The 19806-nt window shown below is 61.4% G+C and carries 16 protein-coding genes; 10 read left to right on the top strand and 6 right to left on the bottom strand.

The features are described from left to right. Positions 1 to 15 precede the first annotated feature (15 nt). Positions 16 to 1143, top strand: coding sequence for an ATP phosphoribosyltransferase regulatory subunit (locus tag ACQZ5N_RS20820; protein ID WP_020812641.1), 1128 nt, complete (start codon positions 16 to 18; stop codon positions 1141 to 1143). Continuing rightward, entirely contained in the window at positions 1140 to 1832 is a 693-nt protein-coding gene (gene hisG, locus ACQZ5N_RS20815; RefSeq protein ID WP_020812640.1) for an ATP phosphoribosyltransferase, read from the top strand. The genes ACQZ5N_RS20820 and hisG overlap by 4 nt, the downstream gene beginning before the upstream one ends. Positions 1833 to 1896: 64 nt before the next feature. Here hisG and ACQZ5N_RS20810 read toward each other — a convergent pair whose 3' ends face one another. The 4 genes from ACQZ5N_RS20810 to groES all read right to left on the bottom strand — a co-directional run bounded on the left by ACQZ5N_RS20810 (position 1897) and on the right by groES (position 5674). After that, the gene (locus ACQZ5N_RS20810) at positions 1897 to 2343 is read right to left on the bottom strand and encodes a DoxX family protein (RefSeq protein WP_020812639.1); all 447 of its coding nucleotides are present in this window, start codon (positions 2341 to 2343) and stop codon (positions 1897 to 1899) included. Between the two features lie 151 nt (positions 2344 to 2494). Further along, complete coding sequence (locus ACQZ5N_RS20805) at positions 2495 to 2929, bottom strand: hypothetical protein (RefSeq protein WP_035236127.1); 435 nt, start codon at positions 2927 to 2929, stop codon at positions 2495 to 2497. 739 nt (positions 2930 to 3668) lie between these two features. Then, positions 3669 to 5303, bottom strand: coding sequence for a chaperonin GroEL (gene groL, locus ACQZ5N_RS20800; protein WP_063947704.1), 1635 nt, complete (start codon positions 5301 to 5303; stop codon positions 3669 to 3671). 74 nt (positions 5304 to 5377) lie between these two features. Then, on the bottom strand, positions 5378 to 5674 hold the full coding sequence (gene groES / locus ACQZ5N_RS20795) for a co-chaperone GroES (RefSeq protein WP_004440196.1): 297 nt from the start codon (positions 5672 to 5674) through the stop codon (positions 5378 to 5380). Positions 5675 to 6042: 368 nt separating this feature from the next. Here groES and ACQZ5N_RS20790 point away from each other — a divergent pair, with 368 nt between their 5' ends. The 4 genes from ACQZ5N_RS20790 (at position 6043) to ACQZ5N_RS20775 (ending at position 12075) form a co-directional block, all read left to right on the top strand. Continuing rightward, the gene (locus tag ACQZ5N_RS20790) at positions 6043 to 6891 is read left to right on the top strand and encodes a TIGR01459 family HAD-type hydrolase (protein WP_059760748.1); all 849 of its coding nucleotides are present in this window, start codon (positions 6043 to 6045) and stop codon (positions 6889 to 6891) included. A gap of 47 nt (positions 6892 to 6938) precedes the next feature. Then, positions 6939 to 7919: a bifunctional riboflavin kinase/FAD synthetase gene (locus ACQZ5N_RS20785; protein ID WP_080852603.1), complete on the top strand. Its 981-nt coding sequence runs from the start codon at positions 6939 to 6941 to the stop codon at positions 7917 to 7919. Between the two features lie 280 nt (positions 7920 to 8199). After that, positions 8200 to 11229, top strand: a complete 3030-nt coding sequence (ileS, locus tag ACQZ5N_RS20780) for an isoleucine--tRNA ligase (RefSeq protein WP_448733972.1) — start codon at positions 8200 to 8202, stop codon at positions 11227 to 11229. A gap of 201 nt (positions 11230 to 11430) precedes the next feature. Further along, positions 11431 to 12075 (top strand): hypothetical protein, encoded by a 645-nt coding sequence (locus ACQZ5N_RS20775; protein WP_162935925.1) that lies wholly within the window; start codon positions 11431 to 11433, stop codon positions 12073 to 12075. A gap of 50 nt (positions 12076 to 12125) precedes the next feature. On the opposite strand, the gene ACQZ5N_RS20770 is transcribed toward ACQZ5N_RS20775, so the two are convergent. Then, positions 12126 to 12584: a nucleoside deaminase gene (locus ACQZ5N_RS20770; protein ID WP_059760756.1), complete on the bottom strand. Its 459-nt coding sequence runs from the start codon at positions 12582 to 12584 to the stop codon at positions 12126 to 12128. Between the two features lie 71 nt (positions 12585 to 12655). On the opposite strand from ACQZ5N_RS20770, the gene ACQZ5N_RS20765 reads away from it, so the two are divergent. The 3 genes from ACQZ5N_RS20765 (at position 12656) to ACQZ5N_RS20755 (ending at position 16263) form a co-directional block, all read left to right on the top strand. Further along, a complete protein-coding gene (locus tag ACQZ5N_RS20765) occupies positions 12656 to 14611 on the top strand; it encodes a pseudouridine synthase (RefSeq protein WP_448733971.1) in 1956 nt (651 codons plus the stop codon). Then, positions 14592 to 15149, top strand: coding sequence for a 16S rRNA (guanine(966)-N(2))-methyltransferase RsmD (gene rsmD / locus ACQZ5N_RS20760; RefSeq protein WP_035259743.1), 558 nt, complete (start codon positions 14592 to 14594; stop codon positions 15147 to 15149). The genes ACQZ5N_RS20765 and rsmD overlap by 20 nt, the downstream gene beginning before the upstream one ends. Positions 15150 to 15336: 187 nt before the next feature. Beyond that, a complete protein-coding gene (locus tag ACQZ5N_RS20755) occupies positions 15337 to 16263 on the top strand; it encodes a patatin-like phospholipase family protein (RefSeq protein WP_142778770.1) in 927 nt (308 codons plus the stop codon). A 175-nt stretch (positions 16264 to 16438) separates the two neighbouring features. Here the strand turns inward: ACQZ5N_RS20755 and ACQZ5N_RS20750 are convergent, their stop codons facing one another. Then, positions 16439 to 18268 (bottom strand): monovalent cation:proton antiporter-2 (CPA2) family protein, encoded by a 1830-nt coding sequence (locus ACQZ5N_RS20750; protein ID WP_448733970.1) that lies wholly within the window; start codon positions 18266 to 18268, stop codon positions 16439 to 16441. A 116-nt stretch (positions 18269 to 18384) separates the two neighbouring features. Here ACQZ5N_RS20750 and ACQZ5N_RS20745 point away from each other — a divergent pair, with 116 nt between their 5' ends. Then, positions 18385 to 19731 carry a TldD/PmbA family protein gene (locus tag ACQZ5N_RS20745; RefSeq protein WP_448733969.1) on the top strand — a complete coding sequence of 449 codons (1347 nt, stop codon included), beginning with the start codon at positions 18385 to 18387 and terminating at the stop codon, positions 19729 to 19731. Positions 19732 to 19806: the final 75 nt, after the last annotated feature.

The raw sequence follows: 19806 nt of genomic DNA, 5'->3' as shown, positions 1-19806 counted from the left end.
GAAAAGTACCGTTCCATGCCCCTGATCGACATGCCGGAATTTTCCGGAGAGCTACTGGAAGAATTCGCCGCGCGCCGCACGAGCCGTGTGAACACGCCCGTCATCCAGCCCGCCGAACCGTTTCTGGATATGGCCGGCGAGGATTTGCGCCGCCGTATCTTCATGACGGAGAGCGAAACGGGTGAGAGCCTGTGTCTGCGCCCCGAATTCACCATCCCGGTCTGCCTGCGCCATATCGAAACGGCGACCGGCACGCCGAAGCGTTATTCCTATCTCGGCGAAGTCTTCCGCCAGCGCCGCGAAGGTGCCAACGAGTTTTATCAGGCCGGCATCGAAGATCTTGGCGATACCGATATCGCCGCCGCCGATGCCCGTGCCGTCATCGATGCCACCGGCATTCTGCAGCGCCTGCTGCCGGGCCGGGCGCTTGCCGTCACGCTGGGCGACCAGCAGGTGTTCGAAGCGGTGGTTGCCGCCCTTGGCCTGCCGCTTGGCTGGCAGAAGCGTCTGGTGCAGGCCTTCGGCGATATGGCGCAGCTCGACGCGTTGCTGGAAAGCCTTGTGCATCCCAAGCCGATGACCGGCCTCGATGCCCGGGTCGCCGGCCTGCTGGCGACGGGCGACGAGGCGGTGCTGGTTGATTATCTCGATACGGTGATGCAGGAAACCGGCTATTCCACCAATGCCAGCCGTGCGCCGCAGGAAATCGCCCGCCGCCTGCGGGAAAAACTGGCGCTTGCCGCCACGCGCCTGCCGGATGAAAGCTTTGCGTTGCTCAAGCAGTTCCTGGCCCTGAAGGCGCCCCTGCCGCAGGCGTCGCAGGTTCTGGCGGATTTTGCCGCGAAGGCGAAACTGAAACTGGATGGCGCGCTGTCCGCTTTCGACAAACGCGTCGCAGCGCTTGCCAATGCCGGTGTCGATCTCGAAACCGTCACCTATGGCGCGGCCTTCGGTCGTCCGCTCGATTATTATACCGGCCTCGTTTTCGAGGTGGTGGAAGCGGGCGGAGACAGCGTTCTGGCCGGTGGCGGCCGTTTCGACCGGCTGCTGACCCTGCTCGGCGCACAGGAAAAAATCCCGGCCGTGGGCTTCTCGCTCTGGCTGGATCGCATCGAAGCGGTGCGCGGGAGCGACAAGCCATGATTACCATCGCATTGCCCTCCAAGGGCCGGATGAAGGAAGACGCCTCCGCCGTTCTGGAGCGCGCCGGGCTGAAAGTCGCGGCTGTCGGCAATGACCGCTCCTATCGCGGTCGCATCGAAGGGCGCGACGATATCGAGATCGCTTATCTGTCGGCTTCCGAGATCGCCCGCGAGATCGGCGCTGGCACCGTGGATTTCGGCGTAACGGGTGAGGACCTCGTGCGCGAGGGACTGACCAATGCCGATGCGCAGGTGGAGTTCTGCGCCCGCCTCGGTTTCGGCCATGCGGATGTCGTGGTCGCCGTGCCGGAAATCTGGCTGGATGTGGACAGCATGGCCGATCTTGGCGATGTCGCTTCGGAATTCCGCGCCCGTCATGGCCGCAGGCTCGCCATCGCCACCAAATATTGGCGGCTGACGCAGCAGTTCTTTTCGCGCCAGCACGGCATTCAGCTTTATCGCATCGTTGAAAGCCTTGGCGCGACCGAGGGTGCACCGGCGGCGGGGCAGGCGGATATCATCGTCGATATCACCTCGACCGGCTCGACGCTGAAGGCCAACCACCTGAAAATCCTCTCAGACGGTATCATTGTTCGCTCGGAAGCCTGCTTTGTGCGTGCCCGCAAGCCTGAACATGAGGGCGATGCGGCGGTTCAGGAGATCGCCTCGCGCATAAGGGCGGCGGTCTGACGATAGAAAACAAAAAAGCCGCCGGAGCGATCCGGCGGCTTTTTTGTTGGTCGATTTATTTGGCTTATGCGTGGGCAACAGCCACGCCGCGCTTAGCGTCGACGGAATAGGCGCCGGGGCCGAAGGCGGCAAGCAGGATGTAAGCGCCGGCAAGGGTGATGTTCTTCACCATCATGATGCCGTTCAGCGTGTTGATCCAGCCAAGAGCCGGCTCAGGCCAGCCGGGAACGGCAACGGTGCCGCTGTGGAACACCAGACCGGTGAAGACGCAGAAGACGGCAAGCGCCCAGGCAGCGATTTTGGTCTGGAAACCAGCGAGAATGGCAAGACCGGCAACGAGTTCGAACAGGCCTGCAATATAGGCAAGCGCGGTTGCGGCGGGCAGGCCGGCACCCGTGATCATGCCGGCCGTGCCGGCCGGATCGACGAGCTTGCTGAAGCCCGACGTGATGAAGATGAAGGAAAGCAGAATACGGGCGATGAGAACGAGAACGTTCTGGCTGCTGGACATGGATATCTCCGGTAAATAGTCGGCGTGTCGCCGGTTGAACTGCAATGTCTGGAGATATCAATGACCGAAAATCATCCGCCCATAAAGATGAACAATAGAAGACAAATCGTCTTCATTTTGTGAACGGTACTGAGCGTCTCTCCCGCTATGTTCAGGCGGCGAAGCGAATATCCTCAAAGCGCGGAAACAGGAAAAGCCCTGATATGCGCCCTTGCTGCCCGTCTTCGAAGCCGGAAGATTCACCCATGCAGATGACCGGCTGCCGCATCGCCGGCAAGATGGAGAGGCCGGTTGAAAAACAGAAACGTGAGGGTGCGGTGGAAACCTGCTCGAAAAGTTCCAGAACGCGGGCGTGGTCAGCGCGGTCGTAACATCGGACAAGGCTGAGCAATCCGCACTCGCCCGGCGGCAGCCCGTGCATGAACGATGCGTGTTCACCGAGCCGGATGACGCCACTGGAAAGATCGCTGCTCCACTCCTCCGACATGAAGAAATGCGACAGGGTCCGGGGATCGGGCGTGGTTGTTACCGCCGCAGGCAGAGCATCGTTGCGTCTTGATATTTCAAACAAATCGCGCCCCCGCATGAACACGTGCCAGCGCCGCCACTTCAAGCGCCACTGCCAGGTTGAACCTTTACCGCCACCCGCAGTCGAACGTGTTTGCCAGGCATCGAAACCCCTTCAATGCTGGCCGCCCCGTCGCGGAACCCTTACGGGGGGTGACTTATAGTTTATTTTCCCCTACCTACAACAACCAGCCAGTGAGAAAATCAAAAATATTATGTATTTCTTCTTCAAAATCGCGAGACATGCGAAAAAGCACAACTAAATAGCGCACTTATGAGCCGGTCCGAGTGGAAATCGACCCCGTATGAGGTGGTGATTCGCTCTTGAATGTGCCCCATTATTGCATAGGGCTGCAAAAAATAGCCGGATAAAATCATGCCTGTTCCAAAACGGGACAATACACGAACCTTTCAGTTTTTGGCCTTCAGAATTGTGCAACCTGTTGATTTCATGAGGCATCTCTCGCGAGAGCGCCGGCGTCATCGTCGGGCCTGTCCCACTGCCGTCCGATTTAAATTCCGGACGGCCGGCAGCCTTTTTAAAGACAGTAGTGGAGGGTCAACATTCCCTCGACGTTATCCTCGGCCCTGTGCCGAGGATGTAATCACGTCGAATAAAATCAATCGGTTGCAGATCCTCGGGACAGGCCCGAGGATGACGCCGATAAGATGTGCCGCCTTCCGTCAATCACGCATGGGCGGCAAAGAAAAAGGGCGATCCGAAGACCGCCCTTTCCTTATTCCGGTGACAGGACTGATTAGAAGTCCATGCCGCCCATGCCGCCGCCCGGCATTGCCGGCATCGGAGCGTCCTTCTTCGGAAGCTCGGCGATCATGGCTTCGGTGGTGATCAGCAGCGAAGCAACCGAAGCTGCGTTCTGCAGAGCCGTGCGAACAACCTTGACCGGGTCGACGATGCCGAGCTGGATCAGGTCGCCATATTCGCCGGTCTGGGCGTTGTAGCCGTAGTTGTCTTCGTTCTTCTCGAGGATCTTGCCGACAACGATGGAAGCTTCGTCACCTGCGTTGTCTGCAATCTGGCGAACCAGAGCCTGCAGAGCGCGGCGGATGATGTTGATACCGGCTTCCTGGTCGTCGTTTTCACCCTTTGCGGTGATCTTCGTGGACGAACGCAGCAGGGCAACGCCGCCGCCCGGTACGATGCCTTCCTGAACGGCAGCGCGCGTCGCGTTGAGAGCGTCGTCGATGCGGTCCTTCTTTTCCTTCACTTCGACTTCCGTCGAACCGCCGACGCGGATAACGGCAACGCCGCCAGCGAGCTTGGCAAGACGTTCCTGCAGCTTTTCGCGGTCGTAGTCGGAGGTGGTTTCTTCGATCTGGGCCTTGATCTGGGCAACACGGCCTTCGATGTCGGACTTCTGGCCGGCGCCGTCAACGATCGTGGTGTTTTCCTTGGAGATCGAAACCTTCTTCGACTTGCCGAGCATGTCGAGGGTAACGTTTTCGAGCTTGATGCCGAGGTCTTCGGAAATGACGGTACCACCGGTCAGGATGGCGATGTCTTCCAGCATGGCCTTGCGGCGGTCGCCGAAGCCAGGAGCCTTGACGGCAGCGATCTTGAGGCCGCCACGCAGCTTGTTGACGACGAGCGTTGCAAGAGCTTCGCCTTCGACGTCTTCAGCGATGATGACGAGCGGCTTGCCGGTCTGAACGACAGCTTCGAGAACCGGCAGCATGGCCTGAAGGTTCGAGAGCTTCTTTTCGTGCAGGAGGATGTAAGCGTCTTCGAGGTCCGCAACCATCTTTTCCGGGTTGGTCACGAAGTAGGGCGACAGGTAGCCGCGGTCGAACTGCATGCCTTCGACGACTTCGAGTTCGGTTTCGGCGGTCTTGGCTTCTTCAACGGTGATGACGCCTTCGTTGCCGACCTTCTGCATTGCTTCAGCAATGTCGAGACCGATCTGACGCTCGCCGTTTGCGGAGATCGTGCCGACCTGCGCAACTTCTTCAGACGTGTTGATCTTCTTGGCCTTGGCCTGAAGGTCCTTGACGACTTCAGCAACGGCCAGATCGATACCGCGCTTCAGGTCCATCGGGTTCATGCCGGCAGCAACTGCCTTGGAACCTTCGCGAACGATGGCCTGGGCCAGAACGGTCGCGGTGGTGGTGCCGTCACCGGCGATGTCGTTGGTCTTGGAGGCAACTTCGCGAACGAGCTGTGCGCCCATGTTCTCGAACTTGTCTTCCAGTTCGATTTCCTTGGCGACGGAAACGCCGTCCTTGGTGATGCGCGGAGCGCCGAAGGACTTGTCGATAACGACGTTACGACCCTTCGGGCCGAGGGTGACCTTTACTGCATCAGCAAGAACGTCGACGCCCTTGAGCATCTTTTCGCGTGCTGTGCGGCCGAATTTTACTTCTTTGGCTGCCATTTTCAAAACTCCTGGTTTCGAATGGCCGGACCGGGTCCGGCTTGAAATTTAAGGAAACGATGGGTCGACTGAAATCAGCCGATGATGCCCATGATGTCGGCTTCCTTCATGATCAGAAGGTCTTCGCCGTTGAGCTTGACTTCGGTGCCCGACCACTTGCCGAACAGAACGCGGTCGCCAACCTTGACGTCGAGAGCGACGACCTTGCCGGCCTCGTCACGTGCGCCGGAACCGACGGCGACGATTTCGCCTTCCTGCGGCTTTTCCTTGGCGGTGTCGGGAATGATGATGCCGCCCTTGGTCTTTTCTTCGGACTCAACGCGACGAACGACGACGCGATCGTGAAGCGGGCGGAAATTGGTGCTTGTCATTGTCTAATCCCTCGATCAAATGACTGCGCGAGCTTTTGGAACTCGCCTGATGGGTGTTAGCACTCTCCTTTATCGAGTGCCAGCGGAACCGAGATAAGGAGGGCTTCTGCCGGAGTCAAGAACGCCCTGTCTGAAAAATTTCATGGCTTATGGTTATCAGCGTTCCATGACAGAAATTTCCCATGCGTGGACGGGCGCGGCGGCGTCGTTCTTTTTGCCCGTTGCAGCCGCATCGCATCTAAGGGGCATTTGTGTTCATGCTGCGTCAGGCGGGCCAAAGACCGGTCTGGCGGCGCTTTTTTCCTTGCCATCGGCGTCCCGCTTTGCGATGTCACGCTCACCCTCTTCTCGCATCCGGAAAGCATCTCATGGCCCATCGCATTCTCACTCTCGGCGAAATCACGGCTGGGTTCGACGTTATTCTTTCGGATGTCTGGGGCGTGCTGCACAATGGCGTCAGCGCCTTTCCGGATGCGGCGGTTGCGCTGCGGGAAGCGCGCAAGGCCGGCAAGACGGTGGTGCTCATCACCAATTCGCCGCGTCCCGCTCCCGGCGTCATCGCCCAGCTTCGCGTTCTCGGCGTGCCGGATGAGGCCTATGACCGTATCATCACGTCCGGTGACGTCACCCGCGGTCTGATTGCGGAAGGTCCGAAAAAAGTCTTCCTGCTCGGCCCGGAACGGGATCTGCCGCTGCTGGACGGTCTCGATGTCGAGCGCGTCGGCGAGGCGGAAGCGCAGTCCGTGGTCTGCACCGGCTTTTTCGACGACGAGACGGAAACGCCCGAGGATTATACCGAAATGCTCAAGGGCTTCATTGCCCGCAACGTGCCGATGATCTGCGCCAATCCCGATCTGGTGGTGGAGCGCGGCGAGCGCATCATTCCCTGCGCCGGCGCCATGGCCGCTTACTACGAACAGCTCGGCGGCGAGGTCCGCATTGCCGGCAAGCCGCATGCACCGATCTATGAAGCCTGCCTTGCGGCGGCGAAAGAAGTGCGCGGCGCCTTCGCCAAGGATCGCGTGCTTGCCATCGGTGACGGCATGCCGACGGATGTGAAGGGCGCGATTGCGAGTGGTCTCAACCTTCTTTATATCAGCGGCGGCATTCACGCTGCCGAATATACGCTGAACGGCCAGACGGACGAGGCGCTTCTCAACGCCTATCTCAAGGGGCAGGGTGCTGCTCCCGGCTGGTGGATGCCCCGTCTCGCCTGAGGACGTCTTGCCTAAGGAATAGCTGGCGCAGGAATGGATCGATTGCCATGACCGTCTTTCACCGCAATGAAAAAAAGGAGCCGCTGCCGGAAGCTCTTCGCGGCGGCGTCATCGCCATCGGCAATTTCGACGGCGTGCATCGCGGCCACCGGGCTGTGCTGGATCGTGCCCTGGAGCTGGCGGAAGCCCGCGGCGTTCCCGCGCTGGTGCTGACCTTCGAGCCGCATCCCCGTTCCGTCTTCCGTCCCGATACGCCGGTCTTCCGTCTCACGCCCGCGCCGCTGAAGGCGCGCATCCTTGAGGCAATCGGTTTCCGCTCCGTCATCGAATATCCTTTCGACCGGGAATTTTCGCAGCGCTCGGCGGAGGAATTCGTCCAGTCCATTCTGGTCGACTGGCTTCATGCCAGCGCTGTCGTCACCGGCTTCGATTTCCATTTCGGCAAGGGCCGCGAAGGCGGCCCGGCATTTCTGATGGAGGCCGGCAAACGCCATGGCTTCGACGTGACGCTGGTGGACGCCTTCCGCGACGAGGGCGCGGATGTCGTCTCCTCCAGCCGGATTCGCTCGCTTCTGTGCGAAGGCGATGTGGCGGGCGCCGCAGGTCTGCTCGGTTATCGCTTCACGGTGGAAAGCGAAGTCATCGGCGGCCAGAAGCTCGGCCGCACGCTGGGTTATCCCACCGCCAACATGGCGCTGGCGCCGGAAACGGAACTGAAGGCGGGCATCTATGCCGTGCGGTTCCGCCGCCCGGACGGTTCGATCCGCGATGGCGTGGCAAGCTTCGGTTACCGCCCGACCGTCACCGAAAACGGTGCGGCGCTGCTTGAAACATTCGTCTTCGATTTTTCCGGCGATCTTTATGGCGAGGTCTGTTCGGTCTCCTTCTTCGGGCACCTGCGCGACGAGCTGAAATTCGACGGTCTCGATCCGCTCGTCGCCCAGATCAGGCGCGATGAAGAAGAGGCGAGGGCGATGTTATCGGGCGTGCGCCCGCTCAGCGAACTGGACGCCAGGATCGCGTTCTGACCGGGTAAGGCCGGTCAGCCTCTGTTCCGGCCGATATTGCCGTCGCTTTTCTCTTCCTTTTTGCCGGAAAACCGCATAAACAACCGGCCATGTCCCAATACCGGTTGATGTTCAAAACTCAGATTGGCCGAATTATTGGCCCGGCCTTCCGCCCGCTCTGACGAGCCGGAAGGTCCGGGATTTTGGCGCTTGTCATGACTTTGGTCATGGCGCTTTCCGTATTTGCCCTCTTTGAAATTGAGACGGCGCGACCGACACGGCGCGCAACAACGGTACGATTATGAGCGACACCGCAGAAAAACTGGATTACTCCTCCACCCTCTATCTGCCGCAGACGGATTTTCCGATGCGCGCCGGCCTGCCGCAGAAGGAACCGGAAACGGTCAAGCGCTGGCAGGAAATGGGCCTCTACAAACGCCTGCGCGCCTCCGCCGCCGGCCGCGAAAAATTCGTGCTGCATGATGGCCCGCCCTATGCCAACGGCAATATCCACATCGGCCATGCGCTGAACAAGATCCTGAAAGACGTCATCACCCGCTCGTTCCAGATGCGCGGTTACGACGCCAATTACGTGCCGGGCTGGGATTGCCACGGCCTGCCGATCGAATGGAAGATCGAGGAAGCCTATCGCGCCAGGGGCAAGAACAAGGACGAGGTTCCGGTCAACGAATTCCGCAAGGAATGCCGTGACTTCGCGGCCGGCTGGATCAAGGTTCAGTCGGAGGAGTTCAAGCGCCTCGGCATCGAGGGCGACTTTGAAAACCCCTACACCACGATGAACTTCCACGCCGAAGCCCGCATCGCCGGCGAACTGCTGAAGATCGCCCGCACCGGCCAGCTCTATCGCGGCTCGAAGCCCATCATGTGGTCGGTCGTCGAGCGCACCGCGCTGGCGGAAGCCGAAGTCGAATATGCCGATGTCGAGAGCGACATGATCTGGGTGAAGTTTCCGGTGGCAAAGCTCGAATATGACGAGCAGACCATCAACTCTCTATCATTCGATTTGGGTCTTCGTCCCGAATACGAAGATGAGAAAGCTGATATCGTCGATTATGCTGTCCAGGAGGCTCTCGATAAAACCCGCCGGCATCTCGATGAGTTGCAGGGCACGTCAGTGGTCATCTGGACGACCACGCCGTGGACCATCCCCGGCAACCGCGCCATCGCGTTCTCTTCGCGGGTCGAATATGGCCTCTACGAAGTCGAAAGCGCCCAGAACGATTTCGGTCCGCAGCCGGGCGAAAAGCTGATCTTTGCCAAGAAGCTCGCCGACGAGGCCGCAGCCAAGGCAAAGCTGACCTTCAAGCTCGTTCGCGACGTGAAAACCGAAGAGCTGGCCGCCATCACCTGCGCCCATCCTTTGGCGTCGCTTGGCTACGATTTCCCGGTTCCGCTGCTCGAAGGCGATCACGTCACCGACGATGCCGGTACGGGTTTCGTGCACACTGCGCCGAGCCACGGCCGCGAGGACTTTGACGTCTGGACCGCGCATCAGCGTGAGCTGGAAGCGCGCGGCGTTTCGTCGGCCATCCCGTTCCCGGTCGGCGATGACGGTTTCTACACCGAAGACGCCCCCGGTTTCGGCCCGTCCGCCGAAGGCGGCGCTGCCCGCGTTATGGACGATAACGGCAAGAAGGGCGATGCCAATGACCGCGTCATCAAGGCGCTGATCGCGGAAAACAACCTGTTTGCCCGCGGCCGTCTGAAGCACAGCTATCCGCATAGCTGGCGCTCCAAGAAGCCGGTCATCTTCCGCAACACGCCGCAATGGTTCGTCTATATGGACAAGGAACTGGGCGACGGCACGACGCTGCGTTCGCGCTCGCTGAGCGCTATCGACGACACCCGCTTCGTTCCGGCTTCCGGCCAGAACCGCCTGCGCGCCATGATCGAAGGCCGGCCCGACTGGGTTCTGTCGCGCCAGCGCAGCTGGGGTGTGCCGATCGCCGTCTTCGCCGACGAGAAGGGTGAAGTTCTGATCGATGAGGCCGTCAACGCCCGCATCCTCGAGGCCTTCGAGGCCGAAGGTGCGGACGCCTGGTTCGCCGAAGGCGCCAAGGAACGTTTCCTCGGCAATGACCACGACCATGCCCGTTGGCAGCAGGTCATGGACATTCTCGACGTCTGGTTTGACAGCGGCTGCACCCACACCTTCACGCTGGAGGATCGCCCGGACATGAAATGGCCGGCGGATGTCTATCTGGAAGGTTCCGACCAGCATCGCGGCTGGTTCCACTCGTCGCTGCTCGAAAGCTGCGCGACGCGCGGTCGTGCGCCCTATAACGCCGTTGTCACCCATGGTTTCACCATGGATGAGAAGGGCGAGAAGATGTCCAAGTCCAAGGGCAACGTGGTTTCTCCCCAGGAAGTCATGAAGGACGCCGGCGCGGATATCCTGCGCCTGTGGGTCATGACCACGGATTATTGGGAAGACCAGCGCCTCGGCAAGGCCATCATCCAGACCAATGTCGATGCCTATCGCAAGCTGCGCAACACCATCCGCTGGATGCTCGGCACACTCGCCCATTACAAGGGCGAGGAGATCGCCTATGACGATCTGCCGGAGCTGGAAAAGCTGGTGCTGCACCGCCTGTCCGATCTGGATAAGGTCGTGCGTGAAGGTTATGACGGCTTCGAGTTCAAGAAGATCGCCCGCGCGCTGGTGGATTTCGCCAATGTCGAGCTTTCGGCCTTCTATTTCGATATCCGCAAGGACACGCTTTATTGCGACGCGCCGTCGTCGCTGAAGCGCCGGGCGGCCCTGTCGGTCATCGCCAAACTGTTCGATTGCCTTGTCTCGTGGCTCGCGCCCATGCTGCCCTTCACCACCGAAGAGGCGTGGCTTTCGCGCTACCCGGATGCGGAATCGGTGCATCTCGTCCAGTTCCCGGAAATCCCGGCGGAATGGAAGAACGATGCGCTGGAAGCGAAGTGGGAAAAGATCCGCAAGGTCCGCACGGTCGTCACCGGCGCGCTGGAAGTGGAACGCCGTGAAAAGCGTATCGGCTCTTCGCTGGAAGCTGCCCCTGTCGTGCACATCGCCGACGCCGATCTTCTGTCGGCGCTGAAGGGGCAGGATTTCGCCGAAATCTGCATCACCTCGGCCATCTCGGTGGTGGGCGATGAAGGCCCGGCCGATGGCTTCCGCCTGCCGGAAGTGGCAAAGGTCGTGGTCGAGCAGAAGCTGGCGGAAGGCGCAAAATGCGCCCGTTCCTGGCGCATCACCACCGATGTCGGTTCCGATCCGGCCTATCCGGAGGTTTCCGCCCGCGATGCGGCCGCGCTGCGAGAGCTCGCAGCCCTCGGATGATCCGAAGCTGCGCATCGTTCCTGTCGAAACTTGATTCCGGGTTTCGGGCCGATGCGCGATGAAAATGACCGGATGAATTGCGCTTTGCCTCTTCATCCGGTACACCTGCCTGAAAATGGCCGGATTTGCACGGCAATGCGGGCTGCCGCCTGCCGAAAGACGATGTCTGGCGAAGTGGGACGGACGGCTGGAAGGGTTTCAATGAAGACGATGCAGGGTAATGCGCAGGGTTTGGGCATGTTTCGCACGGTTGTTGGCATCACGACGATAGGCGTGTTGCTCGGCGCGTGCACGAGCCCGACCTACGGCACGGGCAAGACGGCGGCGGAACAGCTTGTCGACGATCTTGGCAACGCGACCTCGATCACCGGCAATGACCAGGAAAAGCGCAACCTGAAATACAGCCCCCGCCCGGGCCTCGTCGTTCCCGCCCAGGCCCGTGCCGAACAGTTGGCCACGCCGCAGCAGAACATGGCAAGCCGCGAAAACAATCCGCAATGGGTCGAATCGCCGGAAGAAACCCGCGAACGCCTGCGCGAAGAGGCGGATGCCAACAAGAACAACCCGCATTATCGCTCGCCGCTGCTCGCCGGCAACGGCACGGCCGGCCAGATGACCGAAACCCAGAAATGGGAAGCCTTCCGCAAGGCCAAGGCCGATGCCCAGGGCGGCTCCGTCGTCAACGCCCAGCGCAAGTTCCTCACCGATCCGCCGGCTGAATATCGCAGCGTTCCGCAGGATCAGCTGACCGATCTCGGCGAACCGGAGCAGAAGAAGGAAAAGCGCCGCAAGAAAGAAGCGGCCGTGGCAAATACCGGCAAGAGCTGGTGGAACCCCTTCCAGTAATAACGAATGGCTGATGGCCCGCGGGAAAGCTTGCGCCTCCCGCCGGTCGCTCAATCGTCGAGACGTTTCTCGCGGAAAAATTGCCGCAGGATTTCCGCACTTTCGCTTTCCGCCAGTCCCGAATAGACATCCGGCGCATGGTGGCATGTCGGCTGGCTGAAGAAACGCACGCCACTCTCCACTGCGCCGCCCTTCGGGTCTCGCGCGCCGTAATAGAGCCGGCGGATACGGGCGAATGAAATCGCCGCCGCGCACATGGTGCAGGGCTCCAGTGTCACGTAGAGATCGGCGCCGGGCAGGCGTTCCTGCTCCAGCGCTTCGCAGGCCATGCGGATCACGGCGATTTCGGCGTGAGCCGTCACATCGTTCAATTCACGGGTGCGATTGCCGGAACGGGCGATGACGCGGCCGTCCATAACCAGTACCGCGCCGATCGGAACCTCCTGCCGCTTAGCTGCGGCACGGGCTTCCGAAAGCGCCAGCTCCATGAAATGCGTCCTTTCGGCCATTGCGTTTCAATTTCCTCTTAACCCTTGTGCTTGGACCTGATAGGACAGCCCAAACAACAGGCAAACAGCAAATGACTTTTAAAGACAAGCCGAAGCGTGACGGCGGCAAGACATTTAGCCGCGACAGGAAGCCGAAAGGCCCCGGCAAGCCCGCCGCAGAGCGCGAAAAGAAACCGACCGAGGCAAAGGCCGCCCCGGTGCCGGAAACCGTTGGCGCTTCCAAGCCCGAGCGCATTTCCAAGATCATGGCGCGCGCAGGCGTCGCCTCGCGCCGCGATGTCGAGCGCATGATCATGGAAGGCCGCGTGTCGCTGAACGGCGTCAAGCTGGATACGCCGGTGGTCAACGCCACGCTGTCCGACAAGATCGAAGTCGACGGCATGCCGATTCGCGGCGCCGAGCGCACGCGCCTGTGGCTTTACCACAAGCCCGCCGGTCTGGTGACGACCAATTCCGACCCGGAAGGCCGCCCGACCGTTTTCGACAATCTGCCCGGTGAACTGCCGCGCGTGCTGTCCATCGGCCGCCTCGATATCAATACCGAAGGCCTGCTGCTGCTCACCAACGATGGCGGACTTTCCCGCGTGCTGGAACTGCCGACCACCGGCTGGTTGCGCCGCTACCGTGTGCGCGCCCATGGCGAGGTCGATCAGGCAGCGCTCGACAAGCTGAAGGAAGGCATTGCCGTTGACGGCGTGCTCTACGGCGCAATCGACGCCACGCTCGACCGCACCCAGGGCCACAATGTCTGGATCAGCATGGGCCTGCGTGAAGGTAAGAACCGCGAAATCAAGAACGTGCTCGGCGCGCTCGGTCTCGAGGTCAACCGCCTGATCCGCGTTTCCTACGGTCCGTTCCAGCTTGGCGATCTCGCTGAAGGCAAGGTGCTGGAAGTGCGCGGCCGCATGCTGCGCGACCAGCTCGGCCCGCGTCTGATCGAACAGGCCGGCGCCAATTTCGATGCGCCGATCTACAATGCACCCGTTGAGGATGAAGAAGACGACGCGCCGAAGCGGCCCGTAAAATCCGAATGGGCGAAGAGCGATGCACCGGAAGGCAAGCCGCGCTTCGAAAAGAGCGGCAAGTCCGAGGATCGTCGTGAAAAGGCGCTCGGCCGTCTCGACACCAAGCGCGGCGACAAGCCGGCCGGCAAGTTCGGCTCCAAGCCCGCCGGGAAATTTGGCGCCAAGGGCCGCAGCGAGGATGAAGGCGACGACCGCCGCCCACGCCAGGCCGCCGGCACCAGCCGCACGGCCAATGTCTGGATGGCCCCCGGTGCAAGGCCAACCCGTGACGGCAAGGAACGCAAGTCTTCCGCCCGCGCGGAAGCCGAAAACCTCTTCAAGAAGCCTTCCGCTCAGGACGAGGCGCGGCGCAACGTCGTGCGGCATGCGGATGCCGAGGGCGAGTGGATCCGTTCGGATTCCCCCCGCGAAGAAGAAGGTGGTCGCGGACGCGGCGACCGTCCGCGTGGCGAAAAGAGCTTCGGTGATCGCGGTGGACGCGGCGGAAAGCCGTTCGGCGACCGGCCATTCCGCGACAAGCCGCGTGAAGAAGGTGATCGCCCGCGTGGCGACCGTCCGCGCGGTGAAAAGAGCTTCGGCGACCGCCCGGCACGCGGCGGCAAACCTTTCGGCGACCGGCCGTTCCGTGACAAGCCGCGCGAAGAGGGCGACCGTCCGCGCAGCGACCGCCCGCGCGGCGAAAAGAGTTTTGGTGATCGCACCGCCCGCGGTGAAAAACCTTTCGGTGATCGTCCGTTCCGCGACAGGCCCCGTGAAGACGGTGACCGCCCACGCGGCGAGCGCCCGGCGGGAGACAAGCCCCGTGGCGGCAAGCCGGCCGGTAAGTCCGGATTCGGCAAGCCATCTTTCGGAAAATCGGGCGAACGTGGCGAACGTTCGGGTTTCTCGGGCAAGAGCAAAGGCCCCGGTGGTCCCGGCGGCGGCAAGCCGGGCGGCAAAGGCCCGGGTGGCAAACCTTCTGGAGGCAGGGGAATGACACGTAATGCGGATCGTAGGCGGTGAATTCCGCGGCCGGAGTTTGGCCGCGCCGAAATCGAATTCCATTCGTCCGACCATCGACAGGACGCGGGAAAGCCTCTTCAATATTCTGAGCCATGCCTATCCGGAAAGTCTGGATGGCACGCGCGTTCTGGACGTTTTCGCCGGAACCGGTGCGGTCGGTCTGGAGGCGCTTTCGCGCGGCTGTCGCGTGGCGCTCTTCGTCGAAAACGGCGTGGAGGGCAGGGGGCTGCTCTGGGAAAATATCGATGCGCTGGGTCTGCATGGCCGCGCCCGCATTCTGCGGCGTGACGCCACCAAGCTCGGCGGCGTCAACAATATAGAGCCCTTCGATCTTCTCTTCGCCGATCCGCCCTATGGCTACGGCCATGGGGAAAAGGCTTTCGCGGCTGCCCATGGCGGCGGCTGGCTGAACCCCGGCGCGCTCGCCATCCTCGAAGAGCGCGGCGATGTGACGGTCAAGGTCGATCCGGTTTTCAAACCGCTCGAAAGCCGCATCTTCGGCGATACGAAAATGCATTTCTACCGTTACGAGCCCTAAAGCATTTCCAGCAAAAGTGGAGCCCGGTTTTCCGTCCGGAAATGCGACAGAACAAAGAGTTAGAGTGTTTTCGCGATTCGAAGAAAAGCGAAAATGCTCTAACAGCAGCGTTTCCCGTCACGCCACGGTCTTGTCTTGTTTGCGCAATAGGCAGAGTCTTTACCGTGGAAAGAATTTGGGTATTCGCATGGAGCAGGGTGTAAACGAGAGCATAACGATCGTCCGCGCGGGGGAAGAGGTTCTCGAAGGTGACGGCGCGGGCGGCCATGAGCCGACTTTCGGACTGGCGCTCGGCGGCGGCGGCGCACGCGGCATCTGCCACATCAACGTCATCGAGGCGCTGGACGAACTCGGCATCCGGCCCGTGGCGATTTCCGGTTCGTCCATTGGCTCCATCATCGGCGCGGGCATGGCGGCCGGCATGACCGGCCGGGAAATCCGTGAATACACGCTTGAACTGATGGGACGAAAAGGCTCGGTCGCCAACCGGCTCTGGAGCCTCGGCCCGGCATCGATGCGCCATGCGGTGGACGGTTTTCGCCTCGGGCAGTTCAACCTCGAACTCATTCTGCACGCCCTGATGCCGCAGGCTCTGCCGAAGGATTTTTCCGAGCTTGCCATTCCGCTCAAAGTGATAACCACGGATTATTACGCCCAGACCGAAGTGGTGGTGGAACGCGGCGAGATCATCCAGGCGCTGGCCGCATCTGCCGCCATTCCCGCACTGTTCATGCCGGTGCGTATCGATGGCCGCATCATGATCGACGGCGGCATTTTTAATCCGGTGCCCTATGAGCATCTGCTGGACCGCGCCGATATCGTCATCGGCGTCGATGTCGTCGGCGGCCCGGAAGGCGACGGAACCACCATGCCGAACCGGCTGGACAGCCTCTTCGGCGCCAGCCAGCTGATGATGCAGGCGGCGATTGCCCTGAAACTGCGGTTACGCCCGCCGCATATTTTCCTACGCCCGCCCGTGCACCGTTTCGGTGTGCTGGATTTCCTGAAGTCCGAAGAGGTGCTGAACGCATCTGCCGGCATCAAGGACGATCTGAAGCGGCAGATCGACATGCAGGTGGAACTGTTTCACCGCGGGCAGGGTGTGGAGGCGTGACAAGTGAGGCGAGTTTTCTTCTCCCCGAGGGGGAGAAGGTGGCCCGAAGGGCCGGATGAGGGGGCGCCCTCTCCGACTATCGCTACCCTTGCCCCCTCATCCCGCTGCCGCGGACTTCTCCCCGGCGGGGAGAAGAAACAAGCGGTGCGCTCCCAGTCACTAAGTTGAACTCAATTCACAGCGAAACTTCCGTCTCGCTGTCCTCCGCATCCTCTTCTTCTTCCCACTTTTCCGCCTTGGTCTTCGGCTTCATCAGCGGTTCGGGCTTCACCTCGCGCACCGGCTTGTTGTGCAACATCTGCCGGCCGGCGGCGAGGCCTTCCACGGCCTGTAGCTGAAGCCGCTCTTCGTCGCGTTCTCGAATGTCGTCAGCAATCGCCAGCGCCCTTTCGCCATCCATATCCAGCCCTTCCAGAATGCGCCTGCCGAACAGGAGGCCCGATTCCAGCGTCTCGCGGATTTCATATTCCACGCCCTTTTTCCTGAGGTCGAGGGAATGCACGCGGTCATAGGAGCGGGCATAGATGCGCACGCTCGGAAATTCCGACTGGATCATGTCGATGATACGGTCGGTCACCTCCTTCTTGTGGGTGCAGACCGCAACGAGATCGGCCCGCTCGATGCCGGCGGCGATCAGCACGTCCTTGCGGGTGCCATCGCCGAAAAAGATGCGGAAGCCGAAACGGGCGGCCTGGCGCACACGGTCGGCCGAGCTGTCGATGACGGTCACGTCGCGCCCGCCGGCGAGAAGGATCTGCGAGGCGATCTGGCCGAAGCGGGAAAAACCGATCATCAACACATCCGCGCCCGCGCCGTCGAAATCCTCTTCCAGCTTGTCCTCTTCCGCATCCTCCGCCGTCAGCCGGCGCGAAATCACCGCCAGAAGCGGCGTCAGCGCCATGGAAAGCGTGACGACGGCAACGAGGATCGAGGCCGTCGCCTGCGGAAACAGCCCGGAGGCGGCAGCCGTGGTGAAGAGCACGAAGCCGAATTCGCCGCCCTGCGCCAGCAGCAGCGCGATGCGGCTCGATGCATAACGCGACGAGCCGGCGATGCGGCAGAGGCCATAGATCAGCGCCGCCTTCACCGCCATCATCGCCGGCACGGCGATCAGGATGAGCAAAATATGCTCATAGACGATATGGATATGCAGCGACATGCCGACCGCCATGAAGAACAGCGCCAGAAACAACCCGCGAAACGGCTCGATATCGGCTTCCAGCTCATGCCGGTAGGAAGATTCCGACAGCATCAGCCCCGCCAGCAGCGCGCCCATGCCCATCGACAAGCCCACCGCCTCCATGATGGCGGCGGCGCCGATGACGACGAAGAGGGCGGCGGCGATCATCACCTCCCTCGCACCGGTGCGGGCGATGATTTGGAACATCGGCGTCAGAAGATAACGCCCGGCCAGCACCATGCCGGCCACGGCAACGACGGAGGCGATGAGATCGGACACCATGGAATCCGTCGGCACATCCGGCCGGTTGGAAAGAATGGTGACGAGAGCAAGAAGCGGCACGATGGCGAGGTCCTGAAACAGCAGGATCGAGAAGGACCGGTTGCCGTGACGCGTATTCATGTCGCCGTCATCGGCAAGGATTTGCAGCGCAAAGGCGGTGGAGGAAAGCGCAAGGCCGAAACCGGCGACGAGACTGCCGCGTGCATCGATCAACCCCGCCCACCAGGCAATGGCCGCCAGCACGCTGCCAGTCACCAGCACCTGCGCCATCCCCAGCCCTAAAATATCGCGCCGCATCTGCCAGATGCGCGACGGTTTCAGTTCCAGCCCGATGATGAAGAGCAGGAAAACCACGCCCAGTTCCGAGACGTTGAAGATGTCCTTCGCATCCGTGACCAGATGCAGGAACGGCCCGATGATGATGCCTGCCACCAGATAACCGAGCACGGTGCCGAGCCCCAGCTTGCGGAAAACCGAGGCCGCGATGACCGCGCCGGCCAGAAGCAGCAGGGGTTCGGAAAAGAGAGCGTCGTGCTCGGTCATGCGGGCGGACTTTCGAATAGGGTGGCGACAATACCGTGCGAATGGAGAAAGCGGCGTTTCGCCCTTGATGCGGGGTTGCTGGCACAATAAATGGAACAGGAATGAAAGGCCAACTCATGTCCTCAGAAATAGATTCTTCCAAACTTCTCGATCGCGCCAGCCAGCTTGTCGATCTTGCCCGCGCCGCCGGTGCGGATGAGGCGGATGCCGTTGTCGTTCGCTCCCGCTCGCAATCGGTCGGCGTTCGGCTCGGCAAGGTGGAAAGCACTGAATCCTCCGAAAGCGACGATTTTTCCCTGCGCGTCTTCGTTGGCCGCCGGGTGGCGAGCGTTTCGGCCAATCCGGGTTTCGACCTGAAGACCTTGGCGGAACGGGCCGTGGCCATGGCGAAGGTCTCGCCGGAAGACCCCTTTGCCTGCCTTGCGGACCAGGAACGACTGGCCACTTCCTATGACGATCTTCAGCTTTTCGATGCGACGGAAGTGTCGGCCGATCAGCTGCGTGAGGCGGCCCTTGCTTCGGAAGAGGCAGCACTTGCGGTCAAGGGCGTCAGCAATTCCTCAGGCGCCGGCGCATCGAGCGGCATGGGCGGCCTTGTCCTTGCCACATCCCACGGTTTTTCCGGCAGCTATATGGGCAGCCGTTTCAGTCGCTCCGTCAGCGTCATCGCCGGCGAAGGCACGAAGATGGAGCGCGACTACGATTTCGACAGCCGCCTTTATTATGCCGATCTCGATGCGGCTGAAGAAATCGGCCGCCGCGCCGGTGAAAAAGTCGTGCGCCGTGTAGGTCCGCGTCAGGTCGATACCGGCAGCAACATCACCGTGGTTTTCGATCCACGCATCGCCCGCGGTTTCGTCGGTGCGATTGCCGGCGCCATCAACGGCGCGTCGGTTGCCCGCAAGACCAGCTTCCTGCGCGATAAAATGGGCCAGCAGGTTCTGAAAAAGGGCCTTTATCTCACCGACGATCCGCAGATCGTGCGCGGCCCGTCCTCGCGTCCCTTCGATGGCGAGGGCGTGCGCGGCGAGAAGATGACGATGATCGAGGACGGTGTTCTCAAGCACTGGTTCCTGTCCACCTCGGCGGCGCGGGAACTCGGCCTTGAAACCAACGGTCGCGGCGTGCGCGGCGGCACGGCGGTTTCGCCGGCCTCCACCAATCTGGCGCTGGAGCCGGGGGATCTCTCGCCGGAGGATCTGCTGCGACAGGTCGGAACCGGCTTTTACGTCACCGAGCTGATCGGCCACGGCGCCAATATGATCACGGGTGAATATAGCTGCGGGGCGAGCGGTTTCTGGATCGAGAACGGCGAAAAGACCTTTGCGGTTTCCGAGGTCACCATCGCCTCGAACCTGAAGGACATGTTCATGCGGGTCACGCCGGCTAACGATATCGACCGCAAATACGGCGTCGCGGCCCCGACGCTCGCCATTGAAGGCATGACGATCGCGGGCAAGTGAGGCGGCCTGCGGGTTGTTTTCGCCGGCACTTTGTGTGCAAGTGCGAAAAGAAAAACGGGCGCGCCGTGTGAGGCG

It is taken from the genome of Agrobacterium sp. 22-221-1 (assembly GCF_053522445.1).
This window is presented reverse-complemented; position numbering and strand designations above follow the sequence as displayed.